Source organism: Agromyces tardus (genome assembly GCF_003710805.1).
GTDB classification, from domain to species: domain Bacteria; phylum Actinomycetota; class Actinomycetes; order Actinomycetales; family Microbacteriaceae; genus Agromyces; species Agromyces tardus.
Map to the genome: position 1 here is coordinate 41,791 of NZ_RHHB01000013.1, position 19,724 is coordinate 61,514.

Consider the following 19,724-nt stretch of genomic DNA (forward strand, 5'->3'; position numbering starts at 1 on the left):
GATGGACGCAGCACTCAGCCCGTGGTCGCGCCTTCGGCTGCGGAGCGCACGAGCTTGGAGTACTTCGCGAGGACGCCTCGGGTGTAGCGCGGGGGAAGCGGAGCCCAGCCTTCACGGCGGGCGGCCAGCTCGGCGTCGTCGACCAGTAGGTCGATCGTGCGAGCTGCGATATCGACCCGTATGAGATCACCATCGCGCACGAAGGCGATCGGACCTGCGTCCACCGCCTCCGGTGCCAGATGGCCGATGCACAGACCGGTTGTGCCGCCTGAGAATCGACCGTCCGTCAAGAGTAGTACATCTTTTCCGAGGCCGGCGCCCTTGATGGCGGCGGTGATGGCGAGCATCTCGCGCATTCCGGGGCCGCCCTTGGGGCCCTCGTAGCGGATCACCACGACGTCGCCGTGCTTGATCTCGCCGGCGGTGAGGGCATCCATCGCGGCGCGCTCGCGCTCGAACACGCGGGCGGGGCCCTCGAAGGTCGCGGCGTCGAATCCGGCGGTCTTCACGACCGCGCCCTCGGGCGCGAGCGAGCCGTGCAGGATGGTGAGTCCGCCGGTCTCGTGGATCGGGTTGTCGAGCGTGCGCAGCACCTCGCCGTCGAGCGGCGGGATGTCCATCTCGGCGAGGTTCTCGGCGAGGGTCTTGCCGGTCACGGTGAGCGCGTCGCCGTGCATGAGCCCCGCGTCGAGCAGGGCCTTCATGAGCACGGGCAGGCCGCCGCGGCGGTCGACGTCGTTCATGACGTACTTGCCGAAGGGCTTGAGGTCGCCGATGTGGGGCACCTTGGAGCCGATGCGGTTGAAGTCGTCGAGGGTGAGCTCCACCTCGGCCTCGCGCGCGATCGCGAGCAGGTGCAGCACGATGTTGGTCGAGCCGCCGAGCGCCATGCCGACGGCGATGGCGTTCTCGAACGCCTGCTTGGTGAGGATCTGGCGCGCCGTGATGCCGTGCTCGAGCAGGTTGACCACGGCCTCGCCCGAACGGTGGGCGTAGTAATCGCGGCGACGGTCGGCGGATGCCGGTGACGCCGACCCCGGGAGCGAGAGCCCGAGTGCCTCGGCGACCGATGCCATGGTGTTCGCGGTGTACATGCCGCCGCAGGCGCCCTCGCCGGGCGCGAACGCGCACTCGATGCGCTTGGCGTCGGCCTCGCTCATGGTGCCGGCGCGCACCGCGCCGACGGCCTCGAACGAGTCGATGATCGTGATGTCCTTCTCGGTGCCGTCGGAGAGGCGCACCCACCCGGGCGCGATCGATCCGGCGTAGAGGAACACCGACGCGAGGTCCAGGCGCGCGGCGGCCATGAGCATGCCCGGGATCGACTTGTCGCAGCCCGCGAGGAGCACCGAGCCGTCGAGTCGCTCGGCCTGCATGACGACCTCGACCGAGTCGGCGATGACCTCGCGCGACACGAGCGAGAAGTGCATGCCCTCATGGCCCATCGAGATGCCGTCGGAGACCGAGACGGTGCCGAACTGCAGCGGGTACCCGCCGCCGCCGTGCACGCCCTCCTTCGCCGCCTGCGCGAGGCGGGCCAGCGAGAGGTTGCACGGGGTGATCTCGTTCCACGAACTCGCGATGCCGATCTGGGGCTTGTCCCAGTCCGCATCGCCCATGCCGACCGCGCGGAGCATCCCCCGGCTGGTCATGGCCTCGATGCCATCGGTGACGGTGCGACTACGCGGTTTGGGATCGAACTCCGACATGCGTCGAGTCTATGTCCAGCGGGGGTGCGCTCCGCGCGCGGCCTCCCTCGCCCCCGCGAGGATCTCGAGAAGCTCGCCGACCTCCTCGGGCGAGCGCACGCGGTGCGCCGCGAGCGACTTGCCCTGGCCCACCTTCACGCCGACGTCGCCCGTCTCGAGGATCGCGAACGCGTCCTCGTCGGTGACGTCGTCGCCGACGTACAGCACCGCAGACGCGCCGACGTGCTGGCGCAGCCGGGTGACGGCCTCGCCCTTGTCGCTCGCGCGCACCGAGAACTCGAGCACGCTCTTCCCCGTGCGGATGCTGAGTCCGGGCACGACGCTCTCGACGCGGTCGCGCGCCGAGCGCTGCAACGCCGCGCCGGCGACGGAGCCGAGCTTGCGCGTGTGCAGCGCGACGCCGGCGGGCTTGCGCTCCACCCAGGCGCCCTCGGTGTCGGACACCGCCTGCTCGAGCACCTCGGTGAGCTGCTCCAGGCGGGTGAGCTCCGCGTCGCGCAGGTCGATCGTGACGCCGTCGCCGTCGAGCTGGAGCTCGACGCCGTGCGACCCGCTGAGCAGGGCGGCGACCGGCGGCGAGGCGACGTGGCGCAGGCTCGCGAGGGCGCGGCCCGAGACCAGCGCGACGCGCGTGTCGTCGGCGGAGAGGAGCCGGTCGATCGCCGACCGTGCGCGGTCGGTCGAACGCGCGTCCTCCGGGCGGTCGACGATCGGCGCGAGCGTGCCGTCGAAGTCGAGGGCGACGAGCAGGCGCTCCGACTCCGCGAGCTGCGTGAGTGCGACGCGCAGCCCGTCGGGCACGCCCGGGTCGATCTTGCCGACGCCCGTGAGCGTCTCGAGGAACGTCGCCGACCAGTTCGCCACGTCGTTGTCGCGCACGCGCTTGCGCAGGGAGCGCATGCGACGCGCGCGCTCGCGCTGCGGCATCCGCACGGCCTCGATCATCGAGTCCTTCAGGCCCTCGATGTCGTGGGGGTTCACGAGCACGGCCTGGCGCAGCTCGTCGGACGCGCCCGTGAACTCGCTGAGCAGCAGTACGCCGTCGTTGTCGAAGCGGCAGGCGACGTACTCCTTGGCGACGAGGTTCATGCCGTCGCGCAGCGCCGTGACGAGCATGACGTCTGCGGCGAGGTAGAGCGCCACCATCTCCTCGCGCGGGTACCCGTGGTGCAGGTAGGCGATGGCCTGGTGGCCGAGCGTGGAGTAGTCGCCGTTCAGCCGCCCGACCATGAGCTCGATCTCGTCGCGCAGCTGGCGGTACGTCTCGACACGCTCGCGCGACGGGCTCGCGACCTGCACGAGGGTCACCTCCTCGACGCCGAGCCGGCCGTCGCGGAGCAGTTCGCCGAACGCCTTCAGTCGGTGGCGGATGCCCTTGGTGTAGTCGAGGCGGTCGACGCCGAGCATGACGATCTCGGGGTCGCCCAGGCTGTGGCGGATCTCCTTCGCCCGCGCCTGCACGTCGGGGCGCCGGGCCAGCTCCTCGAAGGAGGCGGCGTCGATCGAGATCGGGAAGTGCCGGGCCACCACGTGCCGCGTCTCGCCGTCGGCCTCGGGCACGTCGATGACCGACCCCCGGGTGGGGTAGCCGAAGAGGCGGCGCACCGCACGGCCGAAGTTCCCCGCATCCGCCGCCCGCTGGAAGCCGATGACGTCGGCGCCGAGCAGGCCGTCGATGACCTGGCGGCGCCAGGGAAGCTGCGAGTAGATGCCGTACGCGGGGAACGGGATGTGGTTGAAGAACCCGATCACGAGGTCGGGGCGGGCCTCGCGCAGCATCCGCGGCACGAGCTGCAGCTGGTAGTCCTGCACCCAGACGACGGCCCCCTCGGATGCCGCGTCGGCGGCCGCGTCGGCGAAGCGGCGGTTGACGCGCACGTACGACTCCCACCACTCGCGGTGGAAGCTGGGCGGCGCGATGACGTCGTGGTAGAGCGGCCAGAGGGTGTCGTTGGAGAAGCCCTCGTAGTACTCCTCGAGCTCCTGCTCCGAGAGCGGCACGGGGATGATCGAGATGCCGTCGTGCTCGAACGGCGCGAACTCGCGGTCGGCCACGCCGGCCCAGCCGATCCACGCGCCGTCGGCGGCGCGCATGACCGGTTCGAGCGCGGTGACGAGGCCGCCCGGCGAGCTCTTCCAGCGGGTCGCGCCGCCGGGGCCCGCGACGTAGTCGACGGGGAGCCGGTTGGAGACCACCACCATGTCGTACGCTGCGGCGGCCGAGGCGTCGTCGGGCTCGGTCTTTCGGGCGTCCTGCATCGTCGTCGGTCCCCTCCTGGCGATCAGTTCAGGCTAACAGTCCCCCACCCCTCGGTCAGGGGGTGGCGTCGCATCGGCCCGCCCCGGTTCCCCAGGTCGCGTCCGGTCCCGTCAGGGCGCCGGCGCTACGCGACCGCGGCCGACGCGAATCCGGTCGAGCGGATGCCGCGGCGCCGCCCCACGACGACGGCCGTGCCGAGCACGCCGCCGACGCCGAACAGCGCGATCACCGCGGCCGGACCGGCGACGGCGGCACCGCCCACGCCGGCGATGATCGCCTGCATCCCCTGCACCGCCCAACTGAGCGGAAGGAACACGCTGATCGCCTGGAACGGCGCGCTCAGCACCTCGATCGGGATGAGGCCGCCCGTCGCGACGAGCTGCACGACAAGGAGCACGAGCGAGACGATCGTGCCCGCCCGGCCGAGCCACGCGGAGAGGAATGCGTGCACCGCGGTGAACGCGAGCGCGAGCAGCGTCGCGTACGCGATCGTCTGCGGCAGGAGCGAGACGTCGACGCCCAGCGCGGTGTGCATGAGCGCCACGACGCCGACCACCTGGGCGAGGGCGATGATGCCCGCCCGCGTGAGGGAGCGGCCCACGATCCCGCCGGTCGACGCCGTGCTGCCCAGCACGTCGCGCCGGAAGGGCCGGTAGACGAGGAAGAGTGCCATCGCGCCGAGCCAGAGTCCGATCGGGGCGAAGAGCATCGCGATCACCTCGCCGATCGAGCCGATCTCGTTGTCGCGGGTCGCCGTGGAGGTGACCGGCTGGGCGACGACCGCTGCCGTCGCGTTGGCGTCGATCTCGCCGAGCGGCGCCGCGGCGTCGGCGCCCTTGGCGAGGCCGCTCGCGAGCGCGTCGGCTCCCCCGGCCAGCTGCGAGGCGCCGTCGGCGCTGCCCGCCACTCCCGCCGAGAGCTCGTTCGCGCCGTCGGCGGTCGCGGCGGCACCGCCCGCGAGCTGTTCGAGGCCGGTGGCGAGGTCGCCGATGCCAGAGGCGAGGCCGTAGCCGCCGTCGCGGATCGAGGCCGACCCCGCCGACAGTTGCGCGGCGCCGCCCGCGGCGTCGGAGATGCCGCCCTGGATGCCGTCGATGCCCGACCGGGTCGCAGCAGCGAGCGTCTGCCCGCCCGTGGAGAGCTGGTCGAGCTGTCCCAGGGTCGCGTCGATGGCGCCGGCGGCCTCGACGATCTGCGGGTACTGCGCGATGACGTCGGCGTTGGCGGGGTCGGCGATGAACGCGTCGAGCCGGTCGGCGACCGGGCCGACGTTGGTCTCGATCTGGTCGACGCCCGCGGTGATGCCGCCGACGTACTGGTCCCACCCGTCGGAGATGCCGTCGAGCCCTGCGGCTCCGGCGTTCAGCTGGCCGAGGCCCGACGCGAGCCCCTCGACGCCGGTGGTGTACTGCGCCACGCCGTCGGCGTAGTCCGATGCGCCGTTCGCCGCCTCCCGCGCGCCCGCTGCGGAGGCACCGACGCCCGACGAGAGCTCTCCCACGCCGGCGGCGTACGAGGCCATGCCGTCGGAGAGCTGCCCGAGGCCGCCCGCGAGCGAGTCGGCGCCGTCGGCGAGCGATCCCGCGCCGTCGGCCGCGTCGGCGAGCGCGCCGGCCATCTGGGCGATGCCGCCGTAGAGCCCGGCGAGGTAGGTCTGCGCGATCTCGCGGCCGAACGCCGTCGACATGGCCTGCCCGACCGAGTCGGCGACGGTGCCGGCGAGGTAGCCGTGCGAGTCGTCGGTGCGGATGTCGAGCTGCGCCACCGTCGGGTCGGCACCCGAGAGCGAGGTGACCGAGGCCGAGAAGTCGGAGGGGATGGTGAGCACGGCGTAGACCTCGCCGTCGGCGAGCTTCTGCGCGGCCTCCTCGTCGTTCGAGATCGACCAGTCGAAGCCGGTCTCGCCGCCGCCCGTGAGCTCCGTCACGAGCAGGCGCCCCGCGAGCACGGGCTGCTCGCTGCCGTCGGCGTTCGTGATCGTCACCATCTCGTCGTCGTTCACGACGATGGCGGGGATCGCGTCGAGCCGGTCGTCGGCTCCGCCGATCGCCCCGGCGACGACGCCGGCCACCGCGAGCGGCACCGCGACCACGGCGAACGCGAGCAGGGCCGCGCGCAGGCGTCGCTGTGCGGGGGTCGACCCGAACAGCCGGGCGAGGCCCGAGGTGCGGGCCGGCCGGGGCGGCGTTGCGGGGGTGGTCATCGGAGGGCCTCCTCGGGAAGCGGTGCGGGGGCGGCGGTCGTGGCGAGCCCGGCGAGCGGGGCGACCACGGCGGCCGGCGTGAGGGTGACGTCGAGGGTGCGGATGCCGCGCTCGGCGAGCGCGGAGTCCGGCACGGGAGGCGCCGCGTCGGGGCCGATCGCGGCGAGCAGGGCGGTGCCGGCGGGAACGAGTCGCGCGAGCGGCGCCCACGCGGTCGCCACGACCTCGGGCTCGTCGCCCAGGTCGACGACGACGGCGCGCGGTCGCTCGGCGAGGGCCGCCGCCGTGGCGACGAGGACGCGCTCGACGGCGCCGAGCGACGCGACGGGCGTCTCGGGCGTGATGCTTCCCCGCGCCCCGGTGGCGTCGGCGACGCGGCGCACCCACTCGACGACGTCGGAGCGCTTCGGCGCGAACCGGAACCACGAGCCGGTGGCGTCGAGCCGCGCGCCGATGAGCTCGCCGACGGTGAGGCCGCCCGCGGCATCCGCCGACGCATCGGCCAGCGCGACCCGGCGCAGGACCGCCGTGGCATCCGACGGCAGCGGCGAGCCGAGCACCGCGAGCCGGCCCGACACGGGCGCGAGCCGGCCGGCGAACGTCGAGGTGACGACCTGCCGCTCGACCGCGTCGCCTCGGACGACGAGCACGCCGCCGTTCGGCAGCTCGACCGAGAGCGGCCCGACCGTGCGCTCGGGGAGCCCGAACACGGTGTCGTCGGCGTTGAGCGCCGCCGGGCGCGACGCCGCCCACTCCTCCTGGGCGAGGTGGGCGCGCAGCCCCTCGCCCTCGATGTCGACGTCGGGGAGGCGCTTGGCGAGCCACGCGGGCAGCCACCAGGCCGCCTTGCCCGCGAGCGCCATCGCGGCAGGGACGAACGTCATGCGCACGAGGAATGCGTCGAACGCGACGCCGATCGCGAGGGCGAACGCGATGCCCTTGATGGCGCCGGAACCCTCGGGCACGAAGGCGAAGAAGACGAAGAACATGATGAGGGCCGCGGCCGTGACGACCCGCGACGCGTGCTGGAAGCCGTGCACGATCGAGGTGCGCGGCTCGCGCGTCTTCACGAACTCCTCGCGCATGCCCGACACGAGGAACACCTCGTAGTCCATGGCGAGGCCGAACAGCACCGCCATGAGCAGGATCGGCAGGAAGCTCAGGATCGGCCCCGGCTCGACGTTCAGGAAGTCGGAGAACCACCCCCACTGGAAGATCGCGACCGTCACGCCGAGCGCCCCGAACGCCGAGAGGAGGAAGCCCAGGGCCGCCTTGAACGGCACGAATACCGAGCGGAACACGATGAGGAGCAGCACGATCGAGAGCCCCACGACGATGAGCGCGAACGGCACGAGCGCGTTCGTCAGCCGGTTCGAGATGTCGATCGCCACGGCCGTGTAGCCGGTGACCGCGATCGGCGTGCCGTAGTCGGCCTCGATGCCGGGCGCGAGCTCGCGGATCTTCTCGACGAGCGCCTTCGTCTCGGGCGTGTTCGGCGCGCTGCTCGGCACGACCTGGATGATGGCCGTGTCGGCCGTGGGGTTCGGCACGCCGTCACCGACGTAGGCGACGTCGTCGAGCTCGCCGAGGCGGGCGCCGATCGCGTCGAGGTCGTCGAAGATGTCGGTCGTCTGCGTGATGTCGACCGTGACGATGAGCGGGCCGTTGTAGCCGGGCCCGAAGCCGTTCGCGATGAGGTCGTTCGCGTTCGCGTCGCTCGCCGCCGAGGTGTCGGCGCCGCCGCTCGGCAGGTTGAGGTCGAGGCTCGCCGCGGGGATCGCCGCGGCGCCGAGCAGACCGACGACGAGCACGACGAACACGACGGGCGCCTTGAGCACGAGGTCGACCCAGCGGCGGCCCATCGTGTGCCGGCCGGTGTCGTCGTCGGCGTTCGCGCGACGGTGCGCGCGGCTCGTGGGCTTGGGCACGAGGCGCCGGCCGAACACGCCGAGGAGCGCCGGCAGGAGCGTGACCGCACCGACCACCGCGATGAACACGGCGAACGCCGCCGCGACGCCCATGACGCTGAGGAAGGGGATGCCCACGACGAGCAGGCCGAGCAGGGCGATGATCACGGTGAGGCCGGCGAAGACGACCGCGCCGCCCGCGGTGGCCACGGCCTCGGCTGCGCTCTCCTCGGGATCCTGTCCGCGCGCGAGCTGGGTGCGGTGCCGCGACAGGATGAACAGCGCGTAGTCGATGCCGACGGCGAGGCCGATCATCACGGCGAGCATGGGCGCGGTGCTCGAGACCGGTGCGATGGCCGCCACGATCGAGATGCCGCCGAACGCGGCCGCGACGCCGATGAGCGCGGTGATGAGCGGCATCCCCGCCGCGAGGAGCGACCCGAAGGTGATGAAGAGCACCACGGCGGCGAACAGCACGCCGAGCAGCTCGGTGATCGTGAGCCCGAACTCGGTGTCCTGGAACACCTCGCCGCCGAAGGCGACCTTCAGGCCCGCGTCGCGTGCGATCTCGCCCGTCGCGGTGACGGCCTCGATCGAGGCGTCGCTCACCCCCGTCGTCGGGGTGTCGAACTGCACCTGGATGTAGGCCGTGCGGGAGTCGCTCGACACCTGGTCGCCGGCGTACTCGTCGAACGGGCCGAGCACGCTCGCGACGCCGTCGACGCCCTCGAGCTCGGTCTCCATCGAGGTGATCGCGGTGCGGTAGGGCTCGTCCTCGACGGACGAGCCGTCTGGCGCCTCGACGACGGCCTTCACCGATGCGCCGGCCGTCTGCGGGAACACCGCGGCGAGCTGGTCGATCGCGTCCTGCGACTCGGTGCCGGGGATCGCGTAGGACTCCTGGAGCTGGCCGCCGAGGCCGATGCCCGCGCCGAGGAGGGCAGCGAGGGCGACGGCCCACGCGGCGATGACGAGCCACGCCCGCCGGAAGGCGAAGCGTCCGATGCGGTGGAGCAGGAGGGCCATCAGTACGCCCGATCGGGTCGGCCGGCCGGCACCGGGAGGAGGAGTTCGGAGAGCACGGCGACGAGGGCGGTGCGCACCTCGTCCTCGGGCAGTTCGGGGGCGTCGCCGCGATACAGGTTGCCCGTGGCGAGGATGAAGGCGGCGCCGCCGAGCGCGACGCCGAACCGCACCTGCTCCGCCGCGGTCGCCTCGTCGGCGCAGACGGCCTCCGCGAGGCGGTTGATGGCGACGTTGGCCCGTTCGATCACGGGGATGCCGCGGAGCGACTGCCCCTGGTTCACGAAGGTGTGCACGGCGAGCCGGTTGGCGAGCAGGAAGTCGACGAACCGGTCGATGAACGCGCCGCGTTCGCCGGGCGAGCGCCGGAACTCGATGAGGTCCCCGAGGAGGTCCTCGAGCGCGTCGATCGACGGCCCGATCGCGGCCTCGAGCAGGGCCTCCTTCGAGGCGAAGTGGTAGAGCACGCTCGACTTCGAGTAGCCGGCGTGGTCGGCGATCTGCTGCAGGGAGCTCGCCCCGAATCCGACGGTGGCGAAGTGCTCGAGCGCGACCTCGCGCAGCTCGTCGCTCGCACGCGCACGGGCGGAGGCGGTGGTGTCGGTGGGCATGGAATCGACGGTAGCTTGACCGATCGGTCAGGGACTGCACGATCGGTCAGATTCACGGATGACTCCCAGACCCGCAGACCACCCGGTAGCGTTGCGGCATGCGCAAGTACCTCTTCAGCGGAGCAGTGCTCGGATCGATCCTCGGCGCCATCGGGGTCGTCAAGGCCACCATCTCGGGCCCGCGGGACTGGCGTCTCCTGCTCATGTGGGTGTCGTGGGCGTGCAGCCTCGCGATCGCGATCGGCACCGTCGCCGACGACGAGAAGCGCCGCGAGCTCACCGAGTAGCGCTCACCCTCCGTCGGGCACTTCCGCTGCCGAGCCGGGCGCGGCGGCGTGTCAGTTTCCCGTTCCGCGCGGGCGTGATCGACACTGGAAGCCACACCACCCTGCAGCCACGCCTGAGACCCGAACCCGATGAGAGGGGAACCGATGTTCCGCCGCTGGCGCCGCGCACGGCTCGCCGCCCAAGCCGCCGCCCACACCGCTGCACCCGCGCCGCGCCCTACCGCGGCCGACCTCCGTGGTGAGCACATCTTCGAGCTCGTGAACGCGAAGCTCTCCCAGTTCATCGGCCCCGCCGGGCAGTGGTCGCTCGTGCGACGCAAGCCCGACGACACCGACGCCATCTTCCACGCGATGCTGACGCACCAGATCGCCGCCGAGGTCACCCGCACGCTCCTCGAGGAGCGCGAGACCGTCGCCGTCATCGTGCCCGCCGACGAGCAGACGCTCGCCCTCAGCTGGACACCGGCGCCGCTCGTGGTGTGGGCCGACCCGGTCGAGCTCGACGTCGCCGCATCCGACGACCTGAATGAGGCGGATGCCGCGGCCGACGCCGCCGACATCGCACCCGTGGCCACGCTGCACGCCGTTCCCCGCGCCGCCGCCTGACCCCGCGCCGCCGCGCGTTCAAAATCGGACCCCGAATCTTGTACGGCCACCTCGCGCGGCCGCTCCCCCGCCGTTCGTAGCGTGAACGCAGGGCACTTCGCCCGCACCGCCGACCGAGGGGACCACGATGACCGTGACCGAGACGCCCGCCACCGCGCCCGCCCGCAGCGCCGCCAGGAGCTCCGCCCGCGACCTCGCCCAGATCGCCGTGTTCGCGGCGCTCATCGCCGCGCTCGGCCTGCCCGGCGCGCTCTACCTCGGCGGCACGGCGGTGCCCATCACGTTCCAGACGCTCGGGGTCATGCTCGCCGGGGCGATCCTCGGCGCACGCAAGGGGTTCCTGTCGGTGCTGCTGTTCCTCGCGCTCGTCGCGGCGGGGCTGCCCCTGCTCTCGGGCGGTCGCGGCGGCATCGCGGTGTTCGTCGGCCCGTCGGTGGGCTACCTCATCGGGTGGCTCGTCGGCGCCGCCGTGATCGGCTGGTTCACGGCCCGGCTCCTGCCGCGCTACCGGGTCCTTCCCGCGCTGCTCGCGACCGCCCTCGGCGGCATCGTGGTCGTGTACGCGGTCGGCGTGCCGCTGCTCGCGTGGATCACGGGCACCCCGTTCGGGGTCGCGCTCGCCGGCTCGGCACTGTTCCTGCCGGGCGACCTCGTCAAGGTCGTCGTGACCGTGCTCGTCGCGAAGGGCGTGCACCGCGCCTGGCCCGGGCTCATCGAGCCGAAGCCGTGGCCGGGGCGCCGCGCCGTGGAGGCCGCCGACGCGGCATGAGCGACTGGCTGCACGACTCGAGCAAGCGGGTCGCCCTCGCGTTCGGCGGCGACGTCGTGAGCTACGGCGAGCTCGCGCGATCGGTCGACGCCGTGCGCCTCCCCGCAGGCGACGGGCTCGTCGGATGCGACGTGGGCCTCGATCCCGTCGCGCTCCTCACGACCGTGCTCGCCTGCCTCGACCGCGGCCGCCCGGTGCTCGTGGGGGGAACCGCCGAGCAGGCGGAGCGGACCGCGACGGTGCTCCCGCGGGGCACCGGGCTCGCGCTGCGCACCTCCGGGTCGTCGAGCGCCGACGGGAGCCCGCGCGTGGTCGCCCGCACGAGCGCGTCGTGGCTCGCCTCGGCCGCCCCGCTCGCCGAGCTCGCCGCGCTCACGCCCGCCGACCGCATCGCGGTGACCGGGCCGCTCCACGTCTCGATGCACCTCTACGCGGCGCTGCACGCACTGTGGCTCGGCGCGTCCGTGGGCGACTCGCTGACGGGCGCGACCGCGATGCACGCGACGCCGACGCGGCTCGCCCGGGCGCTCCGCGATGCCGCGTGCCCGCCGAAGGCCGTCGTGGCGGGGGCGGCGATGAGCGATGGGGTGCGATCCGCGGCGGCGGCCCGCGGCATCCGACTGACCGAGTACTACGGGGCCGCCGAGCTCTCGTTCGTGCTCGCCGGGCACGCCGATGGCCTGCGCCCGTTCCCCGGCGTCGAGGTCGAGCTGCGCCCGGTGGCATCCGGCACAGAGCTCTGGGCCGGGTCGCCGTACCTCGCCCTCGGCGTGCTCGGCGGTGGGATGCTGCGCCGCGACGCCGCCGGCTTCGCGACCGTGGGTGACCTGGCCGAGCGCCTGCCGTCCGGCGCGTACCGCGTGCTCGGCCGCGGCGACGCCGCGATCACGACCGCGGGAGCCACCGTGCTCGCCGAGGACGTGGAGGCGCGCATCGCCGCGCTGCCCGGCGTGGCCGCGGCCGCCGTGCTCGGCGAGCCGCACGAGCTGCTCGGCGAGCGCGTGGTCGCCGTCGTCGAGCTCGCGTCCGGCGCCGCGCTCGACGGGGTCGTGACCGCGGCGCACGAGTCGCTCTCGCCCGTCGAGCTGCCGCGGCGCTGGTTCGTCGCCGACGCGCTGCCGCGCACCGGGTCGGGCAAGGTCGCCCGCGGCGTGCTGCGGGACGGGCTCGCGGCGGGCACCCTCGGCCCCGCCTTCCCCATCGCGTTCGAGCGGACCGGCGCATGACCGCGGCACCCGTCATCGTCGCCGCGCGGCGCACCGCGATCGGCACCGCCGGCCGCGGCTTCGCCCGGCACACGGTCGACGCGCTCGCCGCGCCCGTGCTCGCCGCCGTGGCGCGGGCGGTCGCTCCGTCGGGGCTCGCCATCGACGACGTCGTGCTCGGGAACTGCATGGGACCGGGCGGCGACGTGGCCCGGGTCGCCGCGCTCCGCGCCGGGCTCGGCGAGGCGGTGCCGGGCGTCACCGTCGACCGCCAGTGCGGGTCCGGGCTCGACGCGGTCATGCAGGCAGCCTCGCGGGTGCGCGCGGGCGATGCGGCGCTCGTGCTCGCGGGCGGCGCCGAGTCGGCCTCCACGGCGCCGCACCGCCATTGGCCCGACTCGGGCGAGCGGTACACGCGTGCGCCGTTCGCGCCCGGCGGGTTCCCCGACCCCGACATGGGGCCGGCTGCCGACCGGCTCGCGGCCGTGCGCGGCATCTCGCGCGCCCGCCAGGACGCGTGGGCGGCGCGATCGCACGCGCGCGCCGCCGCGGCGCAGGCATCCGGCGTCTTCGAAGCCGAGATCGTGCCGGTCGACGGCGTCGCACGCGACGACCGCCCCCGTGCGTCGATGGACCTCGCGCGGCTCGCCCGCTTCGCACCCGCGTTCACGCCGGCGTCGGCGTCGAACGCACGCGACGGCGCCCGGCGCGGTGGCACGGTCACGGCCGGCAACTCGTGCGGCTTCTCCGACGGCGCCGCCGCCATGGCGGTGACGGCCGAGTCGGTGGCGCTCGAGCTCGGCCTCCCCGCCCTGCGGATCCGGGCGGCGGCGGTCGCCGGCGGCGATCCCGCCCTGCCGGGGCTCGGTGCGGCGCCCGCGGCCCGCGCCGCCCTCGCCCGGGCGGGCATGACCGCGGCCGACCTCGGCTTCGTCGAGATCACCGAGGCGTTCGCGGCGCAGGTGCTCGCCGTGAGCGACGAGCTCGGCCTCGATGAGGAGCTCATCTCCGCCGACGGCGGGGCCATCGCGCTCGGTCACCCGTGGGGGGCATCGGGCGCCGTGCTGCTCGTGCGCCTCGCGGCGCGCATGCTCGCGTCCGACGACGCCCGCGCCGGGCTCGCCGCGTGCTCGATCGGCGGCGGCCAGGGCGTCGCGATGATCGTGGAGCGTGCCGCATGAGCCAGATCGCCTTCGACCACGTGAGCCACCGCTTCGACGCCGAGACGGTCGTCGACGACGTCTCCCTCGTGCTGCGCGAGCACCGCATCGGCATCGTCGGCGCGAACGGCTCGGGCAAGTCCACGCTCGCCCGCATGGTCAACGGCCTCGTGCTGCCCACGGCGGGCCGGGTCACTGTCGACGGCCTCGACCTCGCGCGGCACGCCCGCGAGGTGCGCCGCCGGGTCGGCTTCGTCTTCACGAACGCCGACAACCAGATCGTCATGCCCACGGTGCGCGAGGACGTCGCGTTCACGCTGCGCCGCCACAAGCTGCCTGCGACGGATGCCGCGGCCCGCGTCGACGCGGTCCTCGACCGCTTCGGGCTCACCGAGCTCGCCGACCGCCCGGCGCACCGCCTCTCGGGCGGGCAGAAGCAGCTGCTCGCGATCGCGTCGGTCCTCGTCGCGGAGCCGGACATCGTCGTCGCCGACGAGCCGACGACCCTGCTCGACGCGCGCAACGCCCGCCGCATCGCCGAGCACTTCGCGTCGCTCGAGCAGCAGCTCATCGTCGTGAGCCACCACCTCGAGCTGCTCGAGGGGTTCGACCGCGTCATCGTCATGGAGGCGGGCCGCGTCGTCGCCGACGACGCCCCGCGACCGGCGCTCGACGCCTACCGTGCGCTGATCGCATGAGGAGGCGGATGCACCCATGATCGGCGTCTTCCATCCCGGCACCTCGCTCGTGCACCGCGCTCCCGCGCTCCTCAAGCTCGGGCTCCTCACCCTGATCGTCACCGTGGTCGCGATGGCGCCGTCGCCGATCGTGCTCGGCGCGGCATCCGTGCTCGTGATCGTGCTCGTCGCCGTCGCCCGCATCCCGCTGCGGCTGGCCTGGTCGCAGGTCGTGCCGATCCTCTGGGTGCTCGCCGTCGCGGTGCCCGTGCAGGTGCTCTTCGGCGGCTGGGAGGCCGCAGCGGTCATGGCCGTGCGGCTCGTGCTCGCGGTCGCCCTCGCCGCGGTGTACACCCTCACGACGCCCGTGACCGCGACGCTCGACGCCATGCAGGCGCTGCTGCGCCCGTTCCGCCGCTGGGTCGACGCCGACCGGGTGGGCCTCGCGCTCGCCCTCACGATCCGCTGCGTGCCGCTGCTCGCCGACCTCGTGCGCGAGGTGCTCGAGGCACGCAGGGCCCGCGGCGCCGAGGGGTCGCTCACGGCCCTCGCGGTGCCCGTGATCGTGCGGGCCCTGCGCACCGCCGACCACCTCGGCGAGGCGCTCACCGCGCGCGGCTTCGACGACTGAGCATCCCGCGGATGCCGCGGCGCGGCCGTCGGGCGATGTCGCCGGCGACCGGCAGACTGGGTGCTCGGCCGAGCGAGGAGACCAGCACCGGATGATGGGAATGACCCACGCCACGAGTGGCGCCGCAGCGTGGATCGCCATCACCGGCACGCTGCCGTACCTGACCATCGGGGCGTATCCCCTCGATCCCGTCGGCGTGCTCGCGGGCGCCGCGGTGTGCGCCGGTGCCGCCCTCCTGCCCGACGCCGACCACCACAGCGCGACCATCGCGCAGTCGGTCCCGCTGCTCGGTCGCGCGAGCGCCGAGGTGGTCGAGACGCTCTCGGGCGGGCATCGCCACGGCGCGCATTCGCTGGTCGGCGCGGCGCTCGTGGCACTCGGCGCGTGGGCGCTCACGCTGCTCACCCTCACGACCGCGCAGTTCGGCACGCTCGCGGTCGGCGCGGGCATCGGCACCGCGGCGCTCACGTGCTTCGGCCTGAAGGCGCGCGGGTTCGTGCGCACGTGGTGGCTCGCCTGGATGCTCGGCGCGCTGCTCGGGGCGTTCATCGTGGTGTTCGCGCCCGAGCAGCTCGCCTGGTTCCCGCTCGCGGTCACGCTCGGGTTCGCGGCGCACCTCGCCGGCGACTTCCTCACGACCGGCGGGCTGCCCGGCCTGCTCTGGCCATGGGTGCCCCGGCCTCCCGAGGCGCTGCGCCCCGTGCCCGTGCTCAACCGGATGTGGCTGCCGAACGGCTACGTCGCGCTCCCGCTGCTCGGCGACACCGGATCGCTCCGCGAGACGCTCTTCGGCGCCGCGCTGGGACTGTACTGCTACGCAGGTTTCGCGAACGAGGGACTGCGGCTCATCGGCATCCAGCTGTTCGCGCTCGGGTGAGCGACGCTCGTGCGGCGCGAGGGCGGCCCGCGTCGGGAGGTACGCTGCGATGCGTGACCGCATCACCTCCGACCGCCCTCAGCGTGGGCGTCGAGCCGGCCGCGTCGGCCGATGACGCAGCGCTCGTGAGTGCCGTCGTCCAGCTCGTCAACGAGGTCTACGAGGTCGCGGAGGCGGGGCTCTGGGTCACGGGCGCGCGCCGCACGAGCCGGAACGAGCTCGCCGAACTGATCCGCGAGGGCCAGATCGTGACCGCACGGTCGGACGATCGGATCGTGGGAGCCGTGCGCGTGCAGCACCTCGACGGCGAGACGGCGGAGTTCGGCATGCTCGCCGCCGATCCGGCCAGGCGGGGGCTCGGCATCGGCCGCGCCCTGGTGGCGTTCGCCGAGGCGTGGGCGATCGAGCGCGGATTCGTCGAGATGCAGCTCGAGGTGCTCGTGCCGGTCGCGTGGCGGCATCCGTCGAAGGAGTTCCTCCGCGCCTGGTACACCCGCATCGGCTACCGCGAGGCGCGCACCGGGCACCTCGCCGAGCTCTATCCCGAGCTCGCGCCGATGCTCGCCACCGAGTGCGACCTCGTCGTCTACCGCAAGGCGCTCACCCCGCAGCATCCCGAGAGCTGAGCGGATGCCGCGGCCTGCCCGCTCCCGAACGGCTGCGCGGCCCGCCATATACTCCCCCGCGGCCGCAGTGCAGACCTGCAGTGCCGGCCCTCAGTGCCAACCCGGATCCGGCGAGCCCACGTCGAGAGGATGCTGGGCGCATCGACGGAAGGCGACGTCATGGCTGACAGCGCGACCATCCTGCAGGACGTGGGAATCGATGATCCGAAACGGAAGACCCTGGCCATCCTCGGCGACGGGTTCGATGCGGCCGGCCAGGCGGCCTTCAACAAGTTCGTGCAGGACAAGGTGATCGACGCCGTCTTCGGCTCCGGCTACTACAACGAGGATTCGGCGGCGTGGAACATCATCCGCGTCAACCTCGAGTCGAAGGATCCGGCCGCCAGCACGCGGACGTGGAACCTGATGGGAACGCCCACCAAGAAGTCGGACGACACGAAGACCGAATCGCTGAAGGACACCGCGCTCGGCATCATCTCCAATGGGGAGTGGTGGTACGACTGGTTCGAGGACTCCGCGAAGACCCAGAAGGCCATCCAGGATGCCGTGAAGAAGTGGGCCCCGGGCGCCGACTTCACCCTCATCGTCGTCAATTCGACGCTCCCCGGCGGGCTGCGCAGCGGCACCGTGCTCAAGGTCACGATGGCGGAGAACTGGGACACGATCGCCCACGAGTTCGGCCACGGGTTCGGCGACCTCGCGGACGAGTACGGCAAGTCCGCGAAGGGCGCCTACGACGGAAAGAAGGAGGGCGAGCCGAAGAAGGTCAACGTGACGATCACGAAGACCCTCAACGGCCTCAAGTGGGCGCAGTTCGTCGACCCCGCGACGCCCGTTCCCACCGGCATCGGCGCCGACGCGGGGTACACGGCAGGCGCGAAGCCGGCCGGCTGGGACGACTCGCTCGACGCAGGTCTCTTCGAGGGCGGACACACGTACGCCACCGGCATCTACCGGCCCGCCATCGCCTGCCGCATGAAGACGAACCCGAACGAGTTCTGCCCCGTCTGCTACACCGAGCTCAAACGCGTGCACCACGAGACCACCGGCCGCAGCTTCCGTCGCCTCGCCGCCGGCCACTTCACCCCGGATCGCGCGCCGGAGTTCCTCGAGTACGGGGATCGCTCGATCACCCTCTACCGCCAGGCCGGCGACAGTTGGCAGCACGTCCACACGACCGCCGACGCCATGTCCGGCTGGGACGTGAAGCCCGGCGACCAGTTCTTCACCGGCGACTTCGACGGCGACGGCAGGGACGAGGTCGTCGTCTACAACTCGGTCGACTTCCCGATCCCCTACCTCGGGCTCTTCGAGGTGCGACTCGACGGCACCCTCCACCTGCTCGCCCGCTACGACGGCGACATCCCGGGCTGGGGCGGCTTCGCCCGCAACGATCGGTTCCTCGTCGGCGATTTCGACGGCGACGGCAAGCAGGACCTCCTCATCTACAACCTCGCCGACTGGTCGAGCCGGTACGTCGCCCTCCTCACGTCGACGGGACGGGGATTCCGGCTGACCCGCTTCTACGAGAACGAGCTGCCGGGCTGGGGCGCGCTCGCACCGTGGGACATGTTCTCGGCGGGTGACTTCTCGGGCACCGGCCGCGACGACGTGCTCATCTGGAACGGCCGGGACTGGAGCGAGAAGTTCCTCGGCATCCTCCGCCTCCAGCGGAGCGGCTTCCGCACCATCCGCCTCTACGTCGACGACCTTCCCGGCTGGGGCGGGTTCGCCACGAACGACCGGATCTACATCGGCGACTTCGACGGCGACGGCAAGGACGACCTCTACCTGTTCAACGGGCTGGACTGGTCGAGCCGCTACCTCGGCATGTTCCGCTCCACCGGCAGCGGGTTCACGCGCGTGCGCCTCTACGAGGACGACGTTCCCGGGTGGGGCGGGCTCCGCGCCGGCGACCAGTTCGAGCCCGCGGACCTGACCGGCAGCGGCAAGGTCGGGCTGTTCGCCTGGAACACGCACGACTGGAGCGTCGGCTACGCGGGTCGCATGCTCTCGGACGGCACGCACCTGCGCGCCGACTGGGAGGAGGACTGGGTCGGCGAGTGGCACCTGAGCCGCCAGGACCAGTTCACCGTCGTGCCGCCCACCCGGCCCCGGCTCGGAGCGGGAACCGTCGCCGAGGCCGCCCACTCGGCGCATGCAGTCGCGTCGCCCGAGCACTCCGGCATCGCCGTGGCCTCCCACGGAACGGCCATCGAGCAGGCCCACGGCCCGGTCCACCGTGTCGTCCCGACCGGACCGGTCGGCATCCTGGCGCACAACCGCGACTGGCTGGGATCGATGGACACGACCGCATCCGTTCGCCTCGAGCGCATCTACAAGCAGTGGCTGCACGACTACCGCCACGGGCGCAACTGGTGACGAGGAGCAGATCATGATCGACGACACCGAGAACACCGAGGGCGAGCGGATGCCGCGCAAGCAGGTCGACCTCGAGGCGAAGCGGCCGCGCTCGCTCGGCCGAACGCTCACGTCCCTGCCGAGGAGCGGGACCAAGCGTCCGCTCGACGGCGTCGAAGCCCAAGAGCAGACTGGGCTGCGCAAGCAGACGCCGTCGCGCCGACGCGCGGCAGCCGACGAGGACCGGCAGGAGTGGCCCATGCGCAAGCCGAACGAGCCCGTCGGCGGAGCAGGACGCGACGACGCCACACGGAGCGTACGGCTCGTGCTGCGCGTCGAGGGCGAGCGGATCTCGGTGATCGACAGCGCCGTGGTCGACGCTCCGCCGCTCGTGCAGTCCACCGTGCGCGGCGCGAACTTCCTCGAGGTGCGCGGACCGGACGGCCCCCTCGCAGTGCTGGCGCTCGTCGACCCCGGCCTCGACATCGCGATCCCCGACCATTCGTCCGACGGCGTCGAGAACGACCATCGCGTGAGCCGGCGGAGTTCGTACGACGTGGTGGTGCGGCTGCCGCTCGCCGCCGTCGCCGCACTCGACCCGGCGAGCATCGTGATCGCCGTGCACGAGGCGACGCAGCACCTGGTCCTCGACGCTGCGGCCCGGGAGCCGATCGCCGAACGCGTCGAGCGCGGAGCACTGCGCACGGTCGCGGTCGCCGACGGGCTCCGCCCGGAGGACCTGCCGCGCGAGATCAGCCCGCGCGGGGATCGGAAGCGGCGCGAGACCGCGGCCGACTGAACCTCCGGGTCGC

Annotated in this window: 16 protein-coding genes; 11 read left to right on the forward strand and 5 right to left on the reverse strand. The window is 73.1% G+C overall.

Going from position 1 to position 19,724, the window contains the following annotated elements:
* Nucleotides 1-14 precede the first annotated feature (14 nt).
* The 5 genes from ilvD to EDM22_RS09070 form a co-directional block, all read right to left on the reverse strand.
* The gene (gene ilvD / locus EDM22_RS09050; RefSeq protein ID WP_122936737.1) at nt 15-1,709 is read right to left on the reverse strand and encodes a dihydroxy-acid dehydratase; all 1,695 of its coding nucleotides are present in this window, start codon (nt 1,707-1,709) and stop codon (nt 15-17) included.
* A 9-nt stretch (nt 1,710-1,718) separates the two neighbouring features.
* Nucleotides 1,719-3,968: a bifunctional alpha,alpha-trehalose-phosphate synthase (UDP-forming)/trehalose-phosphatase gene (locus EDM22_RS09055; RefSeq protein ID WP_122936738.1), complete on the reverse strand. Its 2,250-nt coding sequence runs from the start codon at nt 3,966-3,968 to the stop codon at nt 1,719-1,721.
* A 125-nt stretch (nt 3,969-4,093) separates the two neighbouring features.
* Nucleotides 4,094-6,172, reverse strand: a complete 2,079-nt coding sequence (locus EDM22_RS09060) for a YhgE/Pip family protein (RefSeq protein ID WP_122936739.1) — start codon at nt 6,170-6,172, stop codon at nt 4,094-4,096.
* Nucleotides 6,169-9,105, reverse strand: a complete 2,937-nt coding sequence (locus EDM22_RS09065; protein WP_122936740.1) for an MMPL family transporter — start codon at nt 9,103-9,105, stop codon at nt 6,169-6,171. Before EDM22_RS09065 ends, EDM22_RS09060 begins: the two co-directional genes overlap by 4 nt.
* Nucleotides 9,105-9,713: a TetR/AcrR family transcriptional regulator gene (locus EDM22_RS09070; protein WP_122936741.1), complete on the reverse strand. Its 609-nt coding sequence runs from the start codon at nt 9,711-9,713 to the stop codon at nt 9,105-9,107. The genes EDM22_RS09065 and EDM22_RS09070 overlap by 1 nt, the downstream gene beginning before the upstream one ends.
* A gap of 98 nt (nt 9,714-9,811) precedes the next feature.
* Between EDM22_RS09070 and EDM22_RS09075 the strand changes: the two genes are divergently transcribed.
* The 11 genes from EDM22_RS09075 (at nt 9,812) to EDM22_RS09125 (ending at nt 19,711) form a co-directional block, all read left to right on the forward strand.
* On the forward strand, nt 9,812-10,000 hold the full coding sequence (locus EDM22_RS09075; RefSeq protein WP_122936742.1) for a hypothetical protein: 189 nt from the start codon (nt 9,812-9,814) through the stop codon (nt 9,998-10,000).
* Between the two features lie 144 nt (nt 10,001-10,144).
* Nucleotides 10,145-10,606, forward strand: a complete 462-nt coding sequence (locus tag EDM22_RS09080; RefSeq protein WP_122936743.1) for a hypothetical protein — start codon at nt 10,145-10,147, stop codon at nt 10,604-10,606.
* 127 nt (nt 10,607-10,733) lie between these two features.
* Nucleotides 10,734-11,375, forward strand: coding sequence for a biotin transporter BioY (locus EDM22_RS09085; protein ID WP_122936744.1), 642 nt, complete (start codon nt 10,734-10,736; stop codon nt 11,373-11,375).
* The gene (locus EDM22_RS09090; RefSeq protein WP_138708056.1) at nt 11,372-12,601 is read left to right on the forward strand and encodes an AMP-binding enzyme; all 1,230 of its coding nucleotides are present in this window, start codon (nt 11,372-11,374) and stop codon (nt 12,599-12,601) included. The genes EDM22_RS09085 and EDM22_RS09090 overlap by 4 nt, the downstream gene beginning before the upstream one ends.
* Nucleotides 12,598-13,761 (forward strand): thiolase family protein, encoded by a 1,164-nt coding sequence (locus tag EDM22_RS09095; RefSeq protein WP_122936746.1) that lies wholly within the window; start codon nt 12,598-12,600, stop codon nt 13,759-13,761. Before EDM22_RS09090 ends, EDM22_RS09095 begins: the two co-directional genes overlap by 4 nt.
* On the forward strand, nt 13,758-14,438 hold the full coding sequence (locus EDM22_RS09100) for an energy-coupling factor ABC transporter ATP-binding protein (RefSeq protein WP_122936747.1): 681 nt from the start codon (nt 13,758-13,760) through the stop codon (nt 14,436-14,438). Before EDM22_RS09095 ends, EDM22_RS09100 begins: the two co-directional genes overlap by 4 nt.
* 16 nt (nt 14,439-14,454) lie before the next feature.
* Complete coding sequence (locus EDM22_RS09105) at nt 14,455-15,048, forward strand: energy-coupling factor transporter transmembrane component T family protein (RefSeq protein WP_122936748.1); 594 nt, start codon at nt 14,455-14,457, stop codon at nt 15,046-15,048.
* Nucleotides 15,049-15,148: 100 nt separating this feature from the next.
* Nucleotides 15,149-15,925, forward strand: a complete 777-nt coding sequence (locus tag EDM22_RS19830; RefSeq protein WP_212591920.1) for a metal-dependent hydrolase — start codon at nt 15,149-15,151, stop codon at nt 15,923-15,925.
* Nucleotides 15,926-15,978: 53 nt separating this feature from the next.
* Complete coding sequence (locus EDM22_RS09115) at nt 15,979-16,551, forward strand: GNAT family N-acetyltransferase (RefSeq protein WP_212591921.1); 573 nt, start codon at nt 15,979-15,981, stop codon at nt 16,549-16,551.
* A gap of 159 nt (nt 16,552-16,710) precedes the next feature.
* Complete coding sequence (locus EDM22_RS09120; protein ID WP_170964073.1) at nt 16,711-18,933, forward strand: M64 family metallopeptidase; 2,223 nt, start codon at nt 16,711-16,713, stop codon at nt 18,931-18,933.
* A gap of 13 nt (nt 18,934-18,946) precedes the next feature.
* Nucleotides 18,947-19,711, forward strand: a complete 765-nt coding sequence (locus EDM22_RS09125) for a hypothetical protein (RefSeq protein ID WP_122936752.1) — start codon at nt 18,947-18,949, stop codon at nt 19,709-19,711.
* The last annotated feature ends 13 nt before the right edge of the window (nt 19,712-19,724 follow it).